This window comes from uncultured Phocaeicola sp. (assembly GCF_948499155.1).
GTDB classification, from domain to species: Bacteria; Bacteroidota; Bacteroidia; order Bacteroidales; family Bacteroidaceae; genus Phocaeicola; species Phocaeicola faecalis.
Genome location: NZ_CAOOSE010000032.1, coordinates 21,628 through 38,681 on the forward strand (window position 1 = coordinate 21,628; position 17,054 = coordinate 38,681).

Sequence of the window (17,054 nt, forward strand, 5' to 3'; positions counted from 1 at the left end):
GCATGAAAGAAACGGATGCTATTGACGAATATATCCTTCAGCATATCGATGAAGAAAGTGATTATCTGAAGGCTCTTTATCGTGATACGCACGTCAAGTTATTGCGTCCCCGCATGGCTTCGGGCCATCTGCAGGGGCGTATGCTTACAATGTTTGTACGGATGATACGTCCTCGTCAGGTGCTCGAAATAGGTACTTACAGCGGTTATTCCGCATTATGTTTGGCCGAAGGGCTCGAAGAAGGGGCCGTGTTGCATACTTTTGAGATTAATGATGAGCAGGAGGACTTTACCCGTCCGTGGCTGGAAGGTTCACCTTATGCTGACAAGATAAGATTCTATATCGGCGATGCATTGCAGTTATTGCCGGATATGAACATTATGTTTGATTTGGCGTTTGTAGACGGTGACAAGCGTAAGTATATCGAATATTATGAGCTGGTGTTGAAGATGCTTTCGCCGGGTGGCTATATCATAGCCGACAATACGCTGTGGGACGGCCATGTGTTGGAAGAGCCGCATCACACCGACCTTCAGACTATCGGTATCAAGAAGTTTAATGATTTGGTGGCGGCTGACTCAAGGGTAGAGAAAGTGATTCTGCCGTTGCGTGACGGACTGACAATAATAAGAAAGAAATAAAATAAATAGTAATATGGAAACGACCAGACAAAATAAGATTTCCCGTCTTATTCAGAAAGAATTAAGCGAGATTTTCCTGCTTCAGACTAAAGCGATGAACGGTGTATTGGTATCGGTAAGTGCAGTTCGCATCAGCCCTGATATGAGTATAGCGCGTGTTTATCTCAGTGTGTTCCCTTCAGAGAAGAGTCAGGAAATAGTGAAGAATATCAATGATAATATGAAGTCTATCCGTTTTGAACTGGGTACGCGTGTACGCCATCAGTTGCGTATTATTCCCGAACTTAAGTTCTTTGTGGATGATTCGTTGGATTATGTCGAACGTATTGATGAACTGTTGAAAAAATAACCAACGGTGAATTTCCCCTTTTATATAGCGAAGCGTTACCTTTTCTCTAAGAAGTCGCACAATGCCATCAATGTTATATCAGCTATTTCGGTTTGCGGAGTAGCTTTGGCTACATTGGCAATGGTATGTACATTGTCTGTATTTAATGGATTTCAGGATGTGGTGGCTACCTTTTTCACTGCTTTTGATCCGGAATTGAAGATTACGGCAACTGTCGGAAAGGTTTTTGACGGGCAGGATGAGCGTATTCTGGAGTTGAAGAGGTTGCCTGAGGTGGCTGTCTTTTCCGAATCATTGGAGGAGAATGCAATGGTTCAGTATAAAGGCCGACAGACTATGGCTGTGATAAAAGGGGTGGAAGATAATTTTGACCGGCTGACACCCATAGACAGTATCCTTTTTGGACGGGGGGAACTGTTGCTTCATGATGAGGTGGCTGATTATGCTATTCCGGGCATCGAGCTGGTTTCGATACTCGGTACGGGAATCCGTTTTCTGGATCCGTTGGAAATTTATGCTCCCAAGCGGGGGGCAAAGGTCAATATGGCTAATCCGGCAGCCAGTTTCAACTCGGCTAATTTGTTCTCTAGCGGGCTGGTGTTTGCTGTGAATCAGCAAAAATATGATGCCTCATATATTCTGACTTCACTACAATTCGCCCGTAGGCTGTTTCAATATGATACGGAGGTGAGCTCGGTAGAACTAAGATTAAAGCCCGGTATCAATATCGGTAGTGCCAAGAAGAAGATACAGGCGATTTTGGGTGACGGTTTCCAGGTGCAGGATCGGTATGAACAGCAGGTGGACACGTTTCGCATTATGGAGATAGAGAAACTCATCTCTTATCTGTTCCTGACTTTTATTCTGATGATTGCGTGTTTTAATGTGATAGGTTCTCTTTCCATGCTTATTATTGATAAGAGGGCGGATGTGGTGACATTGCGCAATTTGGGGGCAAACGATAAACTGATTACACGGATATTTTTGCTTGAAGGACGTATGATTTCGTTCTTCGGGGCCATCATCGGGGTCGGATTGGGGCTGGCTTTATGCTTTATCCAACAGGAGTTCGGCTTGATTGCATTGGGAGGCGGCTCAGGAGCTGCCGGAAACTTTGTGGTGGATGCCTATCCGGTCAGTGTCCATGCCTGGGACATTGTATTGGTGTTCCTTACTGTATTGGTGGTAGGCTTCCTTTCTGTCTGGTATCCTGTGCGTTATCTCAGCCGCCGCCTGTTGTAATTGCTTTTTTCTTATTTCTACGTTAGATTAGTTCGTAACTGCTGATTTGGATAGGCATATCCAGATTATGAAGCACTTTTTCCAATAAGATACCTTCCCGATTGTCATATTCGTAACCGAACGTGGCACGGATGCCTTGCAAAATAAATTGTGTGGCACGGTCTAACGCAATTGGTAGGCTGTCGCCTTGCATTAAAGAACCGGTAATGACGCTTGTAAATGTATCTCCCGTGCCCGGATAGTGGGCAGGCAGGTAAGGACAGGTTACTTTCCAATAGCGGTCACTCGAACGATTATAGGCGTATACAGAAGTCTTCCGTGGGTCGCCTTGTACCGGAATACTGGTAATGATGACGGTCTCAGGACCTTTGTCCGATAGTTCGTGCAGGTAGGCTTTTAGTTCTTCATCTGAGTTTTCGGCTTTGTAGGGCTTGTCCAGCAGATAGAACAGCTCGGTCAGGTTGGGAGTAATGACATCGGCCTGAGTGATGAGATGGCGCATTTCGATAATCATCTCCTTGTCGAAGTTGGTATATAGTTTGCCATTGTCACCCAATACGGGGTCGATAACGATGAGACTGTCCGGTTGGCGGAAGTCATTAATAAATCCCGATACGATTTGAATCTGTCTGGGCGAGCCCAGATAGCCTGTATAAATGGCATCAAACTGTACTCCCAACTCTTTCCACTCGCCAATAATCTTGGGCATCTCGTCCGTCAGGTCGAGGAAAGAGAAATGAGGATACTGAGTGTGGCTGGATAATACTGCCGTGGGAAGCGGACAGACTTGAAAGCCCATCGAGGAGAGGATGGGAATGACGACGGTCAGCGAGACACGCCCTGCACCGGACAAATCGTGTACGGCAGCTATTTTCTTTACTTTGTTTGCATACATAATCTTTTCATAAATAGGTAATGATGCTATAACAGCCGGAAGGAGCAAAAGGTTATTCCAAAGTTATACTTTCTACTTCTATATTCTCCTGGCGCAAGAAGATGGAAGCGGATTCTTCAAACTTACCCGGACTCTCGGTCGTCAGAAAACGGCAACTGCTGCCTTTGGTGCAACGAGTGTCCATCTCTGTGTGGCGGTCTAGATAACTGCGCAAGCTGTGTGCCACATATTCTCCTTGTGCTACAATTTGTACGTGGGGAGGGGTAAACTGTTTGATTTTATCTATGAGCAACGGATAATGGGTGCATCCCAAAACGATGGTGTCTATTTGAGGGTCTGCTTCCAGCAGACGGTCGATATATTGCTTCACAAAGTAATCTGCGCCAGGAGACCGGAATTCATTGTTTTCAACCAATGGCACCCACATGGGGCAGGCCAGACCGGTCACTGTTATGTCGGGGAATAGTTTATGCACCTCCAGCGGATAGGATTCGGACTTGATGGTACCGGCGGTGGCAAGTATGCCGATGTGCCGTGTGCGGGTGATGTCTCCTATGCATTCGGCGGTAGGCCGTATCACGCCGAGTACGCGGCGGGTAGGGTCGTCTGATTTGGGCAGGTTCATTTGTTGGATTGTGCGGAGCGCTTTGGCTGATGCGGTGTTACAAGCCAATATAACCAGTGGACAACCCAAGTCGAAGAGTTTGTTTACCGCCTGTAGGGTGAACTCATAGACCACTTCGAACGATCGGGTACCGTAAGGGGTACGCGCATTATCTCCTAAATAGATATAATCGTATTCGGGCATGAATTCCCGGATTTTATCCAGAATAGTCAGTCCGCCATACCCAGAGTCAAAGATACCGACAGCACCGGTTGAAAGGGAAGATGGTTGATTCATGACAGTGGTCTATAAAAAGGCACGGATTACACGGATTAACACGGTTATGAGAGTCCGTGAAATCTGTGTAATCCGTGCCCAAAGGGGTTATCTTAATTATTTAAGTCCTAATTTACCTTTAACTATCGGAGTAACGTCTGTAGACAATGACTCGTTTACAAAAGGAATATCAGTTCTGTTCAGGTCGAAGATATAAACATATCCGCCTTCTTGTCCGACTGCTTTGATGGCATCATCTATCTTCTTATAGATAGGTTCCATCATTTCGGCGTATGCTTTCTGCAACTGTTGTTGAGCGTCAGCTTGAAATTGCATACCTTTTTCGTTCAGTTCCTGCAATTCTTTCTGGCGTCTTTCCTGAATATTCTTAGGCAAGTTAGCCTGTTCTTGTTGGTACTCAGTGAATTTCTTAGTCAATTCATCTGAAGCACGTTTCATTTCATCTTCGTATTGTTTTTGCTGAGCCTGAATGTCAGTCTGAGCTTTGGTGTATTCCGGCATTACAGTGAGAATCTCTGCAAATTTAACATGACCGAATTTTTGGGCAAATACGCTCATTGGAGCGATAAGTAAAAGTAATAAAGCAATTTTCTTCAACATAGTTCTATTTTTTATTAGTTATTGCAAATTTGATTATCAGGTGCAAATGTATGAAATTAATTTGAATATCCTAGTTTTGAAAGCACTTCATTGCTGATATCAATACGCGGAGATGCAAAAATAATACTTTGGGCAGATGAACGGTCGACTACTGCATCGTATCCGTTTTGTTGGGCTATTTGCTTCACTGCCTCATATATTTTGTCCTGAATAGGGTTAATCAGCGCTTGTTGTTTTTTAGCCATTTCTCCTTCCGGACCAAAGTATTTTTTTCTCAGCTCTGCAGCTTCTTTTTCTTTAGCTATAATCGCTTCCTCCTTCTGAGATTTCTGTACAGCCGACAGTGAAGAGGCTGCTTTCTGATACTCCTTATACAGTGCTTCGGCTTCTTTAGCTTTAGCTTCTACTTCAGCCTGATATTGTTGGGAAGCCTGATTCAATTGGTTATTTGCCTGTTCGTATGCAGGGATATTTTTTAGAATATACTCCATATCAATCAAAGCAAATTTTTGCGCGCTGGCTGTGAATGCACAAGCCACAAATAATAGAGATAATAGAATAGCCTTTTTCATAATCACTTCGTTTTATGGGTTGTTAAAACTCTTGTCCTAAGATAAAGTGGAACTGACTGCCACCATATTGGCTGCTACCGTTAATCTTATCGAAACCGTATGCCCAGTCGATACCCATCATACCAATCATCGGTAAGAAGATGCGGACACCGACACCGGCCGAACGCTTCAAACTGAATGGGTTGAATTTGCCGACTTCCGTCCAAGCATTACCGCCTTCAACAAATCCTAATGCATAGATACTTGTTGAGTTTTCCAACATCAATGGATATCTCAACTCAGCACCTAAACGTACATAGGCGTAACCCTCGCTACCATAAGGTGTCAAAGCACCGTTTTCATAACCACGCAATGCTATGGTTTCTGAAGCGTAACTTGTACTATATCCGGTCATACCGTCACCACCCATATAGAATGTTTCAAACGGCGACTTCTTGTATTTGTTATAGTGACCCAACAGACCGAACTCTGCACGTGTCATGATAACCGGACATTTTGAGGCGCCTGTCAATGCTGTATACGTCTTGGCTTTGAATTTCCATTTATGGTATTCAATCCAGTTGAACATACTTGCAGCTTCATCATAGTCATCTTTTCCGTAAGTAGAATAATCCTTGTTGCTGAACAATGAGTACGGCGGGGTCAGTTGTACCGATGCCGAGAACTCAGAACCGCGACGCGGGAATATCGGATTATCCGTAGAGTTACGTGCCAAGGTGAATCCCAAACTCAGGTTGTTGCAACTACCTGTAGACATATATTCGCCATTGTTCAGCTTGATGTACAAGTAGCTCCAGTCTTTCAAGATGAAACGCTGGTAAGACAATTCTGCGGTCAGTGTAAAATAGTCATCCGGCCATCTCAAGCGTTTACCCCAACCGATAGAAGCTCCATACATCTGGATAGACTTATCCGGGTCATAATATGACTCATAGTTATTGCCATAACTTCCTCCATAATAATTATTCATACCATACATGTAGTTATAATAGTTATTCATGTAGGCGGAGTTATAATAGTTGCTGCTGATATCAGTCTGAATGGAGTAGAACGCCGAAACAGAGAATGAATTAGGACGTTTGCCTCCAAACCACGGATCGAAGAACGATACGCTGTATGACTGATAGTAGCTACCGTTAGTCTGTCCGCTGATGGTCAATGTCTGTCCGTCACCTTGAGGCAGGAATCCACGGTAATTATCACTCTTATTGAACAAGTTGGCCATAGAGAAGTTCGTAAACTTCAGACTTAATTTACCGATAACACCAGTTTGTCCCCATCCGGCAGAGAATTCCACCTGGTCATTGGCTTTCGATTCCAAGTTCCAGTTGATATCAACCGTACCGTTAGCCATATCCGGTTGAACATCCGGTTGAATGTTTTCAGGGTTGAAGTGTCCCATCTGGGCAATTTCACGATATGAACGTTCCAAAGCTTCTTTGCTGAACAAATCACCCGGGCGTGTTCTTAATTCACGGCGCACTACATTTTCGTATAGACGGTCGTTACCATTGATACGCACTTTGTTGATACTTGCCTGCGGACCTTCCTGAATACGCATTTCGAGGTCGATAGAGTCCCCGTCGATATTCACTTCTACCGGGTCAAGGTTGTAGAACACATAACCGCGGTTATAATAGTTATTACCGATAGCATCTTCGTCTCCGCTCAAACGCTCATTCATGAGCTTTTGGTTGTATACATCTCCTCTCTTCATGCGGAATTGTTCATCCAGCATATCAGCCGGGAAGACGGTATTGCCTACCCATGTGACGTTTCGTAGATAATATTTGTCACCTTCTTCGATACGCATATATACATCTACGGTACGGTCGTCATAAGGAGTCACGCTGTCTACTACGATTTGAGCATCGCGATAACCCAACTCATTATACTTATCAATAATCTTTTGTTTGTCTTCTTCGTATTTCTCTTCGATGAATTTCTTTGAACGGAAGATATTGGCAAGCTTATTCTTTTCGTTTGTCTTCTTCATTACTCGTTTCAACTTCTTGTCGGTCAAAACGGTATTTCCGTCGATGGTAATCTGGTGTACTTTTACCTTTTCTTTCTTGTCAATCATCACATCTACGTCCACCTGCTCTTTGTTGTCGGCAAGGTCACGTTCGATAATTGTCACTTCGGCGTTTTTGAAACCTTTCTCGTCAAAGTGCTTTTTGATAAGGATTTTTGCGCGGTCAATCAGGTTAGGGGTAATCTGACTACCCTTTACCAAGCCCAATTTTGCTTCAAGGTCTTCTCTTTCGCTCTTCTTCACACCATGGTAACGGATATCGGCGATACGCGGACGTTGTGTCAAGAGTATCTTCAGGTAGATTTTATTGCCTACAATCTTTTCAGCCAATATCTGTACGTCAGAGAACAGACCATGTTTCCAATAACGTTTTACGGCTGAGGTGATATCATCGCCAGGAACGGTAATTACCTGTCCTACCGATAGTCCTGACAGACCTATCAGCACATAGTCTTCATAGTTCTTTACCCCTTCGACTTTGATTCCGCCGATTTCATATTTCTTGGGAGTTCCAGAGTAAAGTATTACCGGATTGTCGTTTTCTTGAACATTTGCTTCTTGAGCGTAGCTACTGACTGAGAAACAAAACAGACATGTAAGCGTTAATAGTATGAGTGAAATACGATATAGCATTTTATATAACTTTATATTTGTTCACTGGTTTTGCCGAAACGGCGTTCTCTCTGTTGATAATCACAAATGGCTTTGCAGAACTCTTCTTCGCGGAAATCCGGCCAAAAAGTATCGCAAAAATATAACTCGGAATAAGCGCATTGCCATAGCAGGTAGTTGCTGAGACGAACTTCACCTCCGGTACGGATTAATAAGTCTGGGTCGGGCATGAAGTGGGTACTCAGGTGCGCACTTATTACTTTGTCGTCTATGTTTTCAATAGCCAGTCTGCCGTCTTGCACTTCTGTGGCTATTTGTTTCATGGCTTCGGTCAACTCCCATTTGGAAGAATAGCTCAAGGCCAGAACCAAACACATTCCGGTATTGACGGAAGTTCGCTCGATGCATTGGTTCAGTCGTTCCAAGACCTCTGCCGGTAGTTTCTGGGTGTCACCGATGATGCGGAAGCTGATATTGTTCTTCATAAAGGTTTCCTCTTCGATAGAGTCCATGAGAAGGCTCATCAGTGCAGCCACTTCATCGACGGGACGATTCCAGTTTTCAGTAGAGAAGGTGTATAGTGTCAGGTATTTGACTCCCAAGCGGGCCGCTTCTTCAGCAATGATGTGCACAGTCTCGGCACCGGCCTGATGGCCGAAGCTTCGTTTTTGCCCACGTTGCTTGGCCCATCTTCCATTGCCATCCATGATGATGGCTACGTGGGCCGGTACACGGCTCTTGTCTATTTGCTCTCTATATAGCATGTCGCGTTCTGGTTTTATATACTTTTCTTAAAGCCTAATTTGTTGATTCTGCCTCGCCATACCTGACCGGAATTACTCCACATAATCCACAGGTAGTCATTCTTGTCGATTACATAAGAATAGTTGCCGTCGGCTTGCTTGTATAAGTTGGTAAATTCTTCGGGGAAGAATACATATCTTTTCACTTGCTTCCAAGTAATGCCATTGTTCACCGATTCATAGAATGCGCTGAAGGGTGCAAGGTTGGAACCATTTTTCTTGCCGGGACCGCCAAATGCATATAATTGGTTATTATAATGTATCATGGCGATATTGGCCAATTTGGGACAGAAGTCCAAATTATCTTTTTCCGGTGGATAGTCGCCCCATGTGTTTTCTGTGCTTAACTGGCCCCATACTACCGAAGTCGTATCGGTAGCAATCGGGTTTTCTCCCAAAACCAACATACGGTCTATTGAACTGTTGGTATTCAGAGGGTAAGAAACGAATGACAGGCTGGTTTCAGGAAAACCGTAAGGAACACTTTTCTGTTCTGTCCATTCTGTTCCGTTATGGGTTTCGACAAAAACATTATTAGTATTGATTGCTATCAATTTATTGTTCTTTTCCGGATTGTTTTGGGAATAGATGTTTGAAACCAACATCTTCAAAGCGGGTGCTGATTCTATTTTGCTCCAATCAGTACCATTTTCCGACTGGTACAATTGATTTTCTGCAATAATGTATAAATGGTCTCCCCATGCCATGGCAGTGGAATAGTCAGCTTTCTCTCCGAACGGCAACGGTTGCAAGCTACTCCAACTATGGCCGTCGGTGATGCTTGTTGTCGTTACGGCAACTTGTTCTTCGCCCTGACGGACCGCAAATACATAAATCTTATCGTTGAAATAAACGGCCTTTTGTGCCTGAATAGCACTACCGTTGAAGTCACTGCTTAAATTAGACCATACCAATGAATCGGGTTCCTGCTTATGGACATTGATTTCAGCTGTATAGACTGCACCATATTCCATGCTTTGCGCCAATACCTTAAACTTGACAGGACTTTCAAAATTCAAAGAGTCGCTGGATGTCCACAAAGAATCCTTATCGGCTACAATCAGAATATAAGGAGTGTCCGCAGTGATTTCCACCACTACCTTGCTGACATTGGTACCTACCGGAAGTGAGTCGGCATTATAGATACGTCTTTCTATCTGGTCAATGATAAAAGGATAATCCGAGCCTTCCACGATGGCTGTCAGTGTTGTGTCTTTCCCGTTAACTGTAGCGGTGTATTTGGTCTCTATGTTATCTTTAATCGAGAAAGCAGTAATACTGGCTTCCGAGCTTGGAGTCACTTCGTTATCGTCATCGTTCAAACATGATGTAATCATAAAAGCGGCCATAAGCAGCCCTGTGATAACTGTCAAAAACTTTATTTTCATTTGCAAATGAGTCTTTTTGTTACAAGTCGCAAAAGTAGGAAGATTTTTTTCTATATAGAAGTTTTGGAACAAGTTTTATATTAATTTATAGATAAACTTCCGCTTTTTATCTGCTAATCAGACGCATTTTGTCTGTGAGTCTGTGGGTGGCAGGCATGAAAAAAATCTCTTCCGAAGTATCTTTCGCTCTTATTAAAGTATTTTTTTTGAATAGTGGGAGCTGTAACTCCGTCTTTCAGGAAGAGGGGAGATTGCTCTATATAAGCTTCGTCCCACAATTCTGAATCAATAAAGGATTGAAGCAGTATGCTACCTCCTTCAACCAGTAAAGACTGGAGCTTTTTCTCGTATAGAAATGCCATTATCTGTGGCAGGATGTCACGCCCGAAGTCCAGGACTATGAACCTGGCATCGGGCTGGGGAGGCTCTTTTTGTGTGAATATGTAAGTCGGCACTTCTTCGTTGAACAACGAGAGATGGGGAGGAAGGGTTAAGTCCTTGTCTATAACCAGACGGACGGGATTCTTGCCATACCAGTTGCGGGTGGTCAGCGAAGGGTTATCCAACAAGGCTGTCCGGCGCCCTATTAAGATAGCATCGTGCTCGGCTCTTTTTTTATGCACGACCATCCCGGTGAGGGGGCTTGACAGGACCACCGGCTTTCCCTCTGTGCGGTTGATGTCGATAAAACCGTCTGCAGACTCCGCCCATTTCAACGTGATATAAGGACGTTTCTGTGTGTTAAAAGTAATGAAACGTTTGATGAGCCGGCGACATTCTTCTTCCAAAACTCCGACTGTTACTTCTATTCCGGCTTGGCGCAATTTATCGATACCTCGTCCGGCAACAAGAGAGAAGGGGTCCATACATCCTACGACGACTCTAGGGATACCTTTCTTTATAATAAGATCGGCGCAAGGAGGTGTTTTCCCATAATGAGAACAAGGCTCCAGGCTGACATACATGGTTGATTCCTTTAAAAGACTCTCATCTTTTACTGAACGGATGGCATTTACTTCTGCATGGGCTTCTCCGCATCGGATGTGATAACCTTCGCCTATAATAGTGTCTTTGTGCACAATCACTGCCCCGACCATGGGATTGGGGGCAGTGGTGCATAAGCCGTTGTGTGCCAGTTGCAGGCATCTGGATATATATTTTTCGTCTTTTGTCATAACCATACGGTTTAAATTTCTACTTTTGCATATAATTAAACAGCTAATGAATCCTATTGTACATTATATAAAGCAAGCTCTCACAGGTTACTATCCCGATTTCGAAGCAGCATCTTTGGCAAAATTGCTGTTGACGCAAGTGTTCGGGTTCACTGTGCTCGAACTGTATGGAGGCAAAGATAGAAGTTTTTCGGAAAATGAGCAGAAGCAATTAGATGATATTCTGATTCGTTTGCAAAAATATGAACCGGTTCAATATATTATCGGTATGGAAATGTTTTACGGACTTTCGTTTGAGGTTGATGAAAATGTGCTGATACCTCGTCCCGAAACGGGAGAACTGGTTGAGTGGATATTGAAGGATAATAAAGAGGACGGACTTCGGGTGCTTGATATTGGTACCGGAAGCGGATGTATACCGGTTGCTCTCGCTAAGTTTTTGCCGCAAGCTCATGTCGCGTCATGGGATATTTCTGACGGAGCGTTGGAGGTCGCACGGCGTAATTGCAAGCGAAATGATGTAAAGGTGCGGTTGGAGCGGAAAAATGTCTTGCAAGCCTTCCCTTCGGGAGAACAGTATGATATCATCGTCAGCAATCCGCCTTATATTACAGAAAAAGAAAAGGTAGCTATGGAGGCCAATGTTTTGGAGTGGGAGCCTTCTATCGCCTTGTTTGTTCCTGATGAACAACCTTTGCTTTTCTATACTAAAATAGCCGGGCTGGGGCTTGAAATGTTGGTTTCGGGCGGCAGGCTTTATTTTGAAATCAACCGGGATTATGGTGCCGCTACGGTAGGTATGCTCGAAAGGTTGGGGTATCATCATGTAGAATTAAGAAAAGACTTATCCGGCAATGACCGGATGATAAAGGCAATAAGATGAAGAAAGAATGTAGCGAAAGCGAAGCTCGCAATAAGGCGGAAGCCTATTGCTCGTCTGTAGAGCGGTGCGTGTCCGAAGTAGAGGCAAAACTCGAACAATGGGGGGCGGACCATGAAATAAAGGACAGAGTGATTGAACATTTGATAAAGGAAAAATATATCGACCAACGGCGCTATTGTGCTGCCTTTGTACGTGATAAGTATCGGTTTAATCAATGGGGACGGATGAAAATCGTGCAGGCATTGCGCTTGAAAAAGATACCGGCAGATGTGATTAGCCTAGGCTTGGAAGAGATTGACGAGAGTGAATATTTGTCCATTCTTTCGGGACTTGTAGAACAGAAGAAGAGAAGCATCAAAGCAAATACGGACTATGAACGCAATGGCAAATTGATTCGCTTTGCCATCGGTCGTGGTTTTGAGATGGAAGAAATACTTCGGTGTGTGAAACAGATAGATGCCGATGTGGAGTATTTGGACTGATTTGTGGGATTTGTTCTTTCCCGAATGTTGTATCATTTGCGATGAACATTTGATGAAGCATGAGCACTTCTTATGTTTCCGCTGTTTGGCGGCTTTGCCACGCACGAATTTGCACTTGCAAAAGAATAATGAGGTGGAACGTAATTTCTGGGGGAAATTCCCGGTGGAGCGTGCCGCTTCGTTTTTATATTATGCCAAAGGAAGTGTTGTCAGGCAATTGTTGTATGAACTGAAGTATTATGGAAACAAAGAAATAGGCGAGTTTTTGGGGAGATATATGGCTGCCGAACTATTGCCTTCCGGCTTTTTTGAAGGGGTGGATTATATCCTTCCGGTTCCGCTTCATCGTAAAAAAGAGCATTTGCGCGGCTATAATCAGAGTGAATGGCTTGCTAAAGGGGTAGGAGGCGTAACTTCTATTCCGGTGCTTCCGGATGTGATGGAAAGGTGTAAGTACACCGAAACTCAGACGCATAAAGGGCTCTATGAACGATGGGAAAATGTCTGTGATATTTTTGTTTGTAACACTCCGGAAGTATTGCAGGGCAAGCATGTTTTGCTGATAGACGATGTGCTTACCACCGGTGCCACTATCGTGTCTTTTTCCGATGCGCTGAAAGGTGTTGCCGGTGTTCGCATCAGTGTACTTACCCTTGCTTTGGCCGGACAGGGGTAGCTCGTTGCATCGACCGGTTGCCGGTATGAAGAAATAAAAGCGGTTAATCCAAATTAGCTCGTGACCTTCTTTTTATTTTTTTTGGAAAATACCTTGTTCCTTTTTTCTTTATCTCAATGTATTTCTATATTTTTGCAACATATTTATCAGATGTAGTTAAGTTATGAAGACTTTAGAAAAATTATTCGCAGAGAAATTACTGAAGATTAAGGCTATTAAGTTGCAGCCGGCTAATCCTTTTACTTGGGCCTCCGGTTGGAAGTCGCCTTTCTATTGTGATAACCGCAAGACTCTTTCGTATCCTTCTCTTCGTAATTTTGTAAAACTTGAGATTAGCCGTATCGTGCTGGAGAAATTCGGCCAAGTGGATGCTATTGCCGGTGTTGCTACAGGAGCTATTCCTCAAGGAGCTTTGGTAGCAGATGAACTGAACCTTCCGTTTGTGTATGTTCGTTCTACTCCAAAAGACCATGGCTTGGAAAACCTGATTGAAGGTGAACTTCGTCCGGGTATGAAAGTCGTAGTTATTGAAGACCTTATCTCTACCGGTGGCAGTAGCCTGAAAGCTGTTGAGGCTATCCGTCGTGACGGTTGTGAGGTAATAGGTATGGTCGCAGCGTTTACTTATGGATTCCCTGTTGCTGTGGAAGCATTTAAGGAAGCGAAAGTAAATTTAGTGACTTTGACAAATTATGAAGCCGTTTTGGAAGCTGCATTGAAGACAGGATATATCAATGAAGAAGATGTTCCCGTTCTGGATGCATGGAGAAAAGACCCGGCTCATTGGGATGCAGGAAAGTAATTTATTCTTTAAGATTAAAATATATTTAAAAGAGAACTGCTCGAAGGATTATTCCTTCGGACTGTTCTCTTTTTGTTTATAAATGTCGAGATATGGCTCAATATGAAAGTAATGTGAAGCATGTTCCGTATAGTCAGGAACGTGTATATGATAAGCTGTCTGATTTGAATAATCTGGCAGCGATACGTGAGAGAATGGACGAAATGCGTGAGAAAATTGGTGATAAGATTCAGGATATGACGTTCGACCGTGATTCGCTGACACTTACCGTGCAAGGAATGAATGTCACTTTGCGCATTATAGAACGTGATCCTTGCAAATGTATCAAGTTTGAAGGAGACAAATCTCCGATTCCTTTAAATCTGTGGATACAGATTTTGCCGGTGAATGAGAATGAAGCTAAAATGAAAGTGACCATCCGTGCCGAAGTGAATATGTTTATGAAAGCGATGGTAGCGAAACCTTTGCAGGAAGGAGTGGAGAAATTGGCTGATATGTTATCAATGATACCTTATTAATATAGAAAGAATATGGCTCAGAAACTATGGGAAAAGAGTGTCCGGGTAAATGAGGATATTGACCGTTTTACCGTAGGACGTGACCGGGAAATGGATCTCTATTTGGCAAAACATGATGTTTTGGGTTCTATGGCTCATATCACGATGCTGGAGAGTATCGGTTTGCTGACTGCCGGAGAACTGCAGGCTCTGCTGGCTGAGATGAAGAATATTTATGCTTCTGCCGAAAGGGGCGAATTTGTTATAGAAGATGGCATCGAAGATGTACATTCGCAAGTGGAGCTGATGCTGACCCGTAAGTTGGGTGATGTGGGCAAGAAGATTCATAGCGGACGTTCACGCAACGACCAGGTATTGGTGGACTTGAAACTGTTCACTCGTGCCCAACTGAAAGAGGTGGCCGAAGCAGTAGAGCAGTTGTTTCATGTGCTGATTTCTCAAAGTAATAGATATAAAGATGTCTTGATGCCGGGATACACCCATCTGCAGATAGCGATGCCTTCTTCATTCGGTTTATGGTTTGGAGCCTATGCCGAAAGTCTGGTGGATGATATGATGTTTTTGCAGGCAGCCTTTAAGATGTGCAACCGCAATCCATTGGGCTCAGCAGCCGGATATGGTTCATCTTTCCCTTTGGACAGAGAGATGACCACCCGATTACTAGGATTTGACTCGATGAATTATAATGTGGTATATGCGCAGATGGGCCGTGGAAAGATGGAACGCAATGTGGCTTTTGCTCTTGCTTCCATCGCCGGAACAGTTTCCAAACTGGCTTTTGATGCTTGTATGTTTAGTAGCCAGAATTTCGGTTTTGTGAAGCTGCCCGATGAATGTACGACCGGTTCCAGCATCATGCCACACAAGAAGAATCCGGATGTGTTTGAGCTGACACGTGCCAAATGCAATAAAATTCAAGCGCTTCCGCAACAGATTATGATGATTATGAATAATCTGCCCTCCGGATACTTCCGTGATTTACAGATTATCAAAGAGGTATTTCTGCCTGCTTTCCAAGAACTGAAGGACTGCTTGCAGATGACCACTTATATTATGGATAAGATAAAGGTGAACGGACATATCTTGGATGACGACCGTTACCTATACATCTTTAGCGTGGAAGAGGTGAACCGTTTGGCTGCCGAAGGAATGCCGTTCCGCGATGCTTATAAGAAAGTGGGACTGGATATTGAAGCCGGTAAGTTCACCCACAACAAGCAGGTACATCACACCCATGAAGGAAGCATCGGCAATCTGTGTAACGACAAGATTATCCTGTTGATGGAAAAGGTCGTTGACGGATTTAACTTTTCTACCATGGAACAGGCGGAAAGAACTCTGCTGGGCAGATAAATTATAAAGATATGGAATATCAACCTTCAGCGGAACGCTATGATAGAATGCAGTATAGGAACTGTGGAAATAGTGGTCTGTTTTTGCCGCGCATCTCATTGGGATTGTGGCATAATTTTGGCAGTGTGGACGATTTCGGGATAGCAGCCGACATGGTAAAATATGCCTTTGACAATGGGGTTACTCATTTCGATTTGGCAAACAACTATGGCCCTGCTCCCGGTAGTGCAGAGACAAATTTCGGCAAGATTCTGAAAGAGAATTTTCGTGGTTACCGTGATGAGATGATTATCTCTTCCAAGGCAGGGCATGAAATGTGGGCGGGTCCCTATGGAGGCAACAGCTCACGTAAAAACCTGATGGCAAGTATAGAACAGAGTCTTCGTCGTACGGGCTTGGAGTATTTTGATATTTTTTATAGTCACCGCTATGATGGAATTACACCTGTGGAAGAAACCGTTCAGGCGTTGATTGATATAGTAAGGCAGGGAAAAGCACTATATATCGGAATCTCAAAATATCCGCCTGAAAAGGCGAGGGTAGCTTATGAAATGATGAAAGCTGCCGGTACACCTTGTCTGATAAGTCAATATCGCTATAATATGTTCGACCGTGCGGTGGAGGCGGGGACTCTTGCTTTGGCGGCACAGTATGGCTCCGGTTTTATAGCTTTCTCTCCGCTGGCTCAAGGGTTGCTGACTGATAAATACCTGCACGGTATTCCTGAACACTCTCGTGCAGCCCGTGTTACCGGCTTTTTGAAAGTCAACCAAGTAACGGCTGACAAGGTAGAAAAGGCTGCCCGTCTTAATGAAGTAGCAGTTCGTCGCGGGCAGACGTTGGCGGAAATGGCATTGGCCTGGGTGCTGAGAGATGAACGTATGACTTCAGTCATTGTCGGCGCAAGCTCAGTCAAGCAATTGAGTGATAACCTCCATGCCTTGGATAATCTGGCATTTTCAAATGATGAATTAGCTGAAATAGAAGGAATATTACGTTCTTAAATAAAAAAATGGGTGCAAAATTTGGTAGGTATTATAAAACTCCTTATCTTTGCACCCGTCAAACAAAACGCGGAAATAGCTCAGTTGGTAGAGCATAACCTTGCCAAGGTTAGGGTCGCGAGT

General features: G+C 43.9%; 18 protein-coding genes. 10 read left to right on the top strand and 8 right to left on the bottom strand.

The genetic code is table 11. The features are described from left to right. Window positions 1–2 precede the first annotated feature (2 nt). Genes QYT14_RS16705 through QYT14_RS16715 form a run of 3 tightly spaced genes read left to right on the top strand, consistent with a single transcriptional unit; the run spans window position 3 to window position 2,232 of the window. On the top strand, window positions 3–641 hold the full coding sequence (locus QYT14_RS16705; RefSeq protein ID WP_237040753.1) for a class I SAM-dependent methyltransferase: 639 nt from the start codon (window positions 3–5) through the stop codon (window positions 639–641). 13 nt (window positions 642–654) lie between these two features. Continuing rightward, window positions 655–990 (top strand): 30S ribosome-binding factor RbfA, encoded by a 336-nt coding sequence (gene rbfA / locus QYT14_RS16710; protein WP_005943802.1) that lies wholly within the window; start codon window positions 655–657, stop codon window positions 988–990. Window positions 991–996: 6 nt separating this feature from the next. Beyond that, window positions 997–2,232: an FtsX-like permease family protein gene (locus tag QYT14_RS16715; protein ID WP_288325592.1), complete on the top strand. Its 1,236-nt coding sequence runs from the start codon at window positions 997–999 to the stop codon at window positions 2,230–2,232. Between the two features lie 22 nt (window positions 2,233–2,254). Here QYT14_RS16715 and QYT14_RS16720 read toward each other — a convergent pair whose 3' ends face one another. From QYT14_RS16720 to ribD, 8 genes are all read right to left on the bottom strand, one after another. Next, window positions 2,255–3,127: a pyridoxamine kinase gene (locus tag QYT14_RS16720; protein WP_237040755.1), complete on the bottom strand. Its 873-nt coding sequence runs from the start codon at window positions 3,125–3,127 to the stop codon at window positions 2,255–2,257. 52 nt (window positions 3,128–3,179) lie between these two features. Then, window positions 3,180–4,028 carry a glutamate racemase gene (gene murI, locus QYT14_RS16725; protein WP_288325593.1) on the bottom strand — a complete coding sequence of 283 codons (849 nt, stop codon included), beginning with the start codon at window positions 4,026–4,028 and terminating at the stop codon, window positions 3,180–3,182. A gap of 96 nt (window positions 4,029–4,124) precedes the next feature. Further along, window positions 4,125–4,628: an OmpH family outer membrane protein gene (locus QYT14_RS16730; RefSeq protein ID WP_237040757.1), complete on the bottom strand. Its 504-nt coding sequence runs from the start codon at window positions 4,626–4,628 to the stop codon at window positions 4,125–4,127. Between the two features lie 56 nt (window positions 4,629–4,684). Next, the gene (locus QYT14_RS16735; protein ID WP_237040758.1) at window positions 4,685–5,200 is read right to left on the bottom strand and encodes an OmpH family outer membrane protein; all 516 of its coding nucleotides are present in this window, start codon (window positions 5,198–5,200) and stop codon (window positions 4,685–4,687) included. Between the two features lie 22 nt (window positions 5,201–5,222). Further along, a complete protein-coding gene (gene bamA, locus QYT14_RS16740; RefSeq protein WP_237040759.1) occupies window positions 5,223–7,868 on the bottom strand; it encodes an outer membrane protein assembly factor BamA in 2,646 nt (881 codons plus the stop codon). 11 nt (window positions 7,869–7,879) lie between these two features. Then, complete coding sequence (locus tag QYT14_RS16745; protein ID WP_237040760.1) at window positions 7,880–8,611, bottom strand: isoprenyl transferase; 732 nt, start codon at window positions 8,609–8,611, stop codon at window positions 7,880–7,882. A gap of 14 nt (window positions 8,612–8,625) precedes the next feature. Next, window positions 8,626–10,038: a DUF6242 domain-containing protein gene (locus tag QYT14_RS16750; protein ID WP_288325594.1), complete on the bottom strand. Its 1,413-nt coding sequence runs from the start codon at window positions 10,036–10,038 to the stop codon at window positions 8,626–8,628. A 113-nt stretch (window positions 10,039–10,151) separates the two neighbouring features. Beyond that, window positions 10,152–11,213 carry a bifunctional diaminohydroxyphosphoribosylaminopyrimidine deaminase/5-amino-6-(5-phosphoribosylamino)uracil reductase RibD gene (gene ribD / locus QYT14_RS16755; RefSeq protein WP_237040762.1) on the bottom strand — a complete coding sequence of 354 codons (1,062 nt, stop codon included), beginning with the start codon at window positions 11,211–11,213 and terminating at the stop codon, window positions 10,152–10,154. A 46-nt stretch (window positions 11,214–11,259) separates the two neighbouring features. Between ribD and prmC the strand changes: the two genes are divergently transcribed. The 7 genes from prmC to QYT14_RS16790 all read left to right on the top strand — a co-directional run bounded on the left by prmC (window position 11,260) and on the right by QYT14_RS16790 (window position 16,931). Further along, window positions 11,260–12,096 carry a peptide chain release factor N(5)-glutamine methyltransferase gene (gene prmC / locus QYT14_RS16760; RefSeq protein ID WP_288325595.1) on the top strand — a complete coding sequence of 279 codons (837 nt, stop codon included), beginning with the start codon at window positions 11,260–11,262 and terminating at the stop codon, window positions 12,094–12,096. Next, a complete protein-coding gene (locus QYT14_RS16765; protein WP_237040764.1) occupies window positions 12,093–12,578 on the top strand; it encodes a regulatory protein RecX in 486 nt (161 codons plus the stop codon). The genes prmC and QYT14_RS16765 overlap by 4 nt, the downstream gene beginning before the upstream one ends. Beyond that, window positions 12,559–13,254 (top strand): phosphoribosyltransferase family protein, encoded by a 696-nt coding sequence (locus QYT14_RS16770; RefSeq protein ID WP_288325596.1) that lies wholly within the window; start codon window positions 12,559–12,561, stop codon window positions 13,252–13,254. The genes QYT14_RS16765 and QYT14_RS16770 overlap by 20 nt, the downstream gene beginning before the upstream one ends. A 163-nt stretch (window positions 13,255–13,417) precedes the next feature. Beyond that, window positions 13,418–14,056: an orotate phosphoribosyltransferase gene (pyrE, locus tag QYT14_RS16775; protein ID WP_237040766.1), complete on the top strand. Its 639-nt coding sequence runs from the start codon at window positions 13,418–13,420 to the stop codon at window positions 14,054–14,056. A gap of 92 nt (window positions 14,057–14,148) precedes the next feature. Continuing rightward, a complete protein-coding gene (locus tag QYT14_RS16780; RefSeq protein WP_288325597.1) occupies window positions 14,149–14,574 on the top strand; it encodes an SRPBCC family protein in 426 nt (141 codons plus the stop codon). A 12-nt stretch (window positions 14,575–14,586) separates the two neighbouring features. Continuing rightward, window positions 14,587–15,927, top strand: coding sequence for an argininosuccinate lyase (gene argH / locus QYT14_RS16785; protein ID WP_288325598.1), 1,341 nt, complete (start codon window positions 14,587–14,589; stop codon window positions 15,925–15,927). An 11-nt stretch (window positions 15,928–15,938) separates the two neighbouring features. Beyond that, window positions 15,939–16,931: an aldo/keto reductase gene (locus QYT14_RS16790; RefSeq protein WP_288325599.1), complete on the top strand. Its 993-nt coding sequence runs from the start codon at window positions 15,939–15,941 to the stop codon at window positions 16,929–16,931. Window positions 16,932–17,054 lie beyond the last annotated feature (123 nt).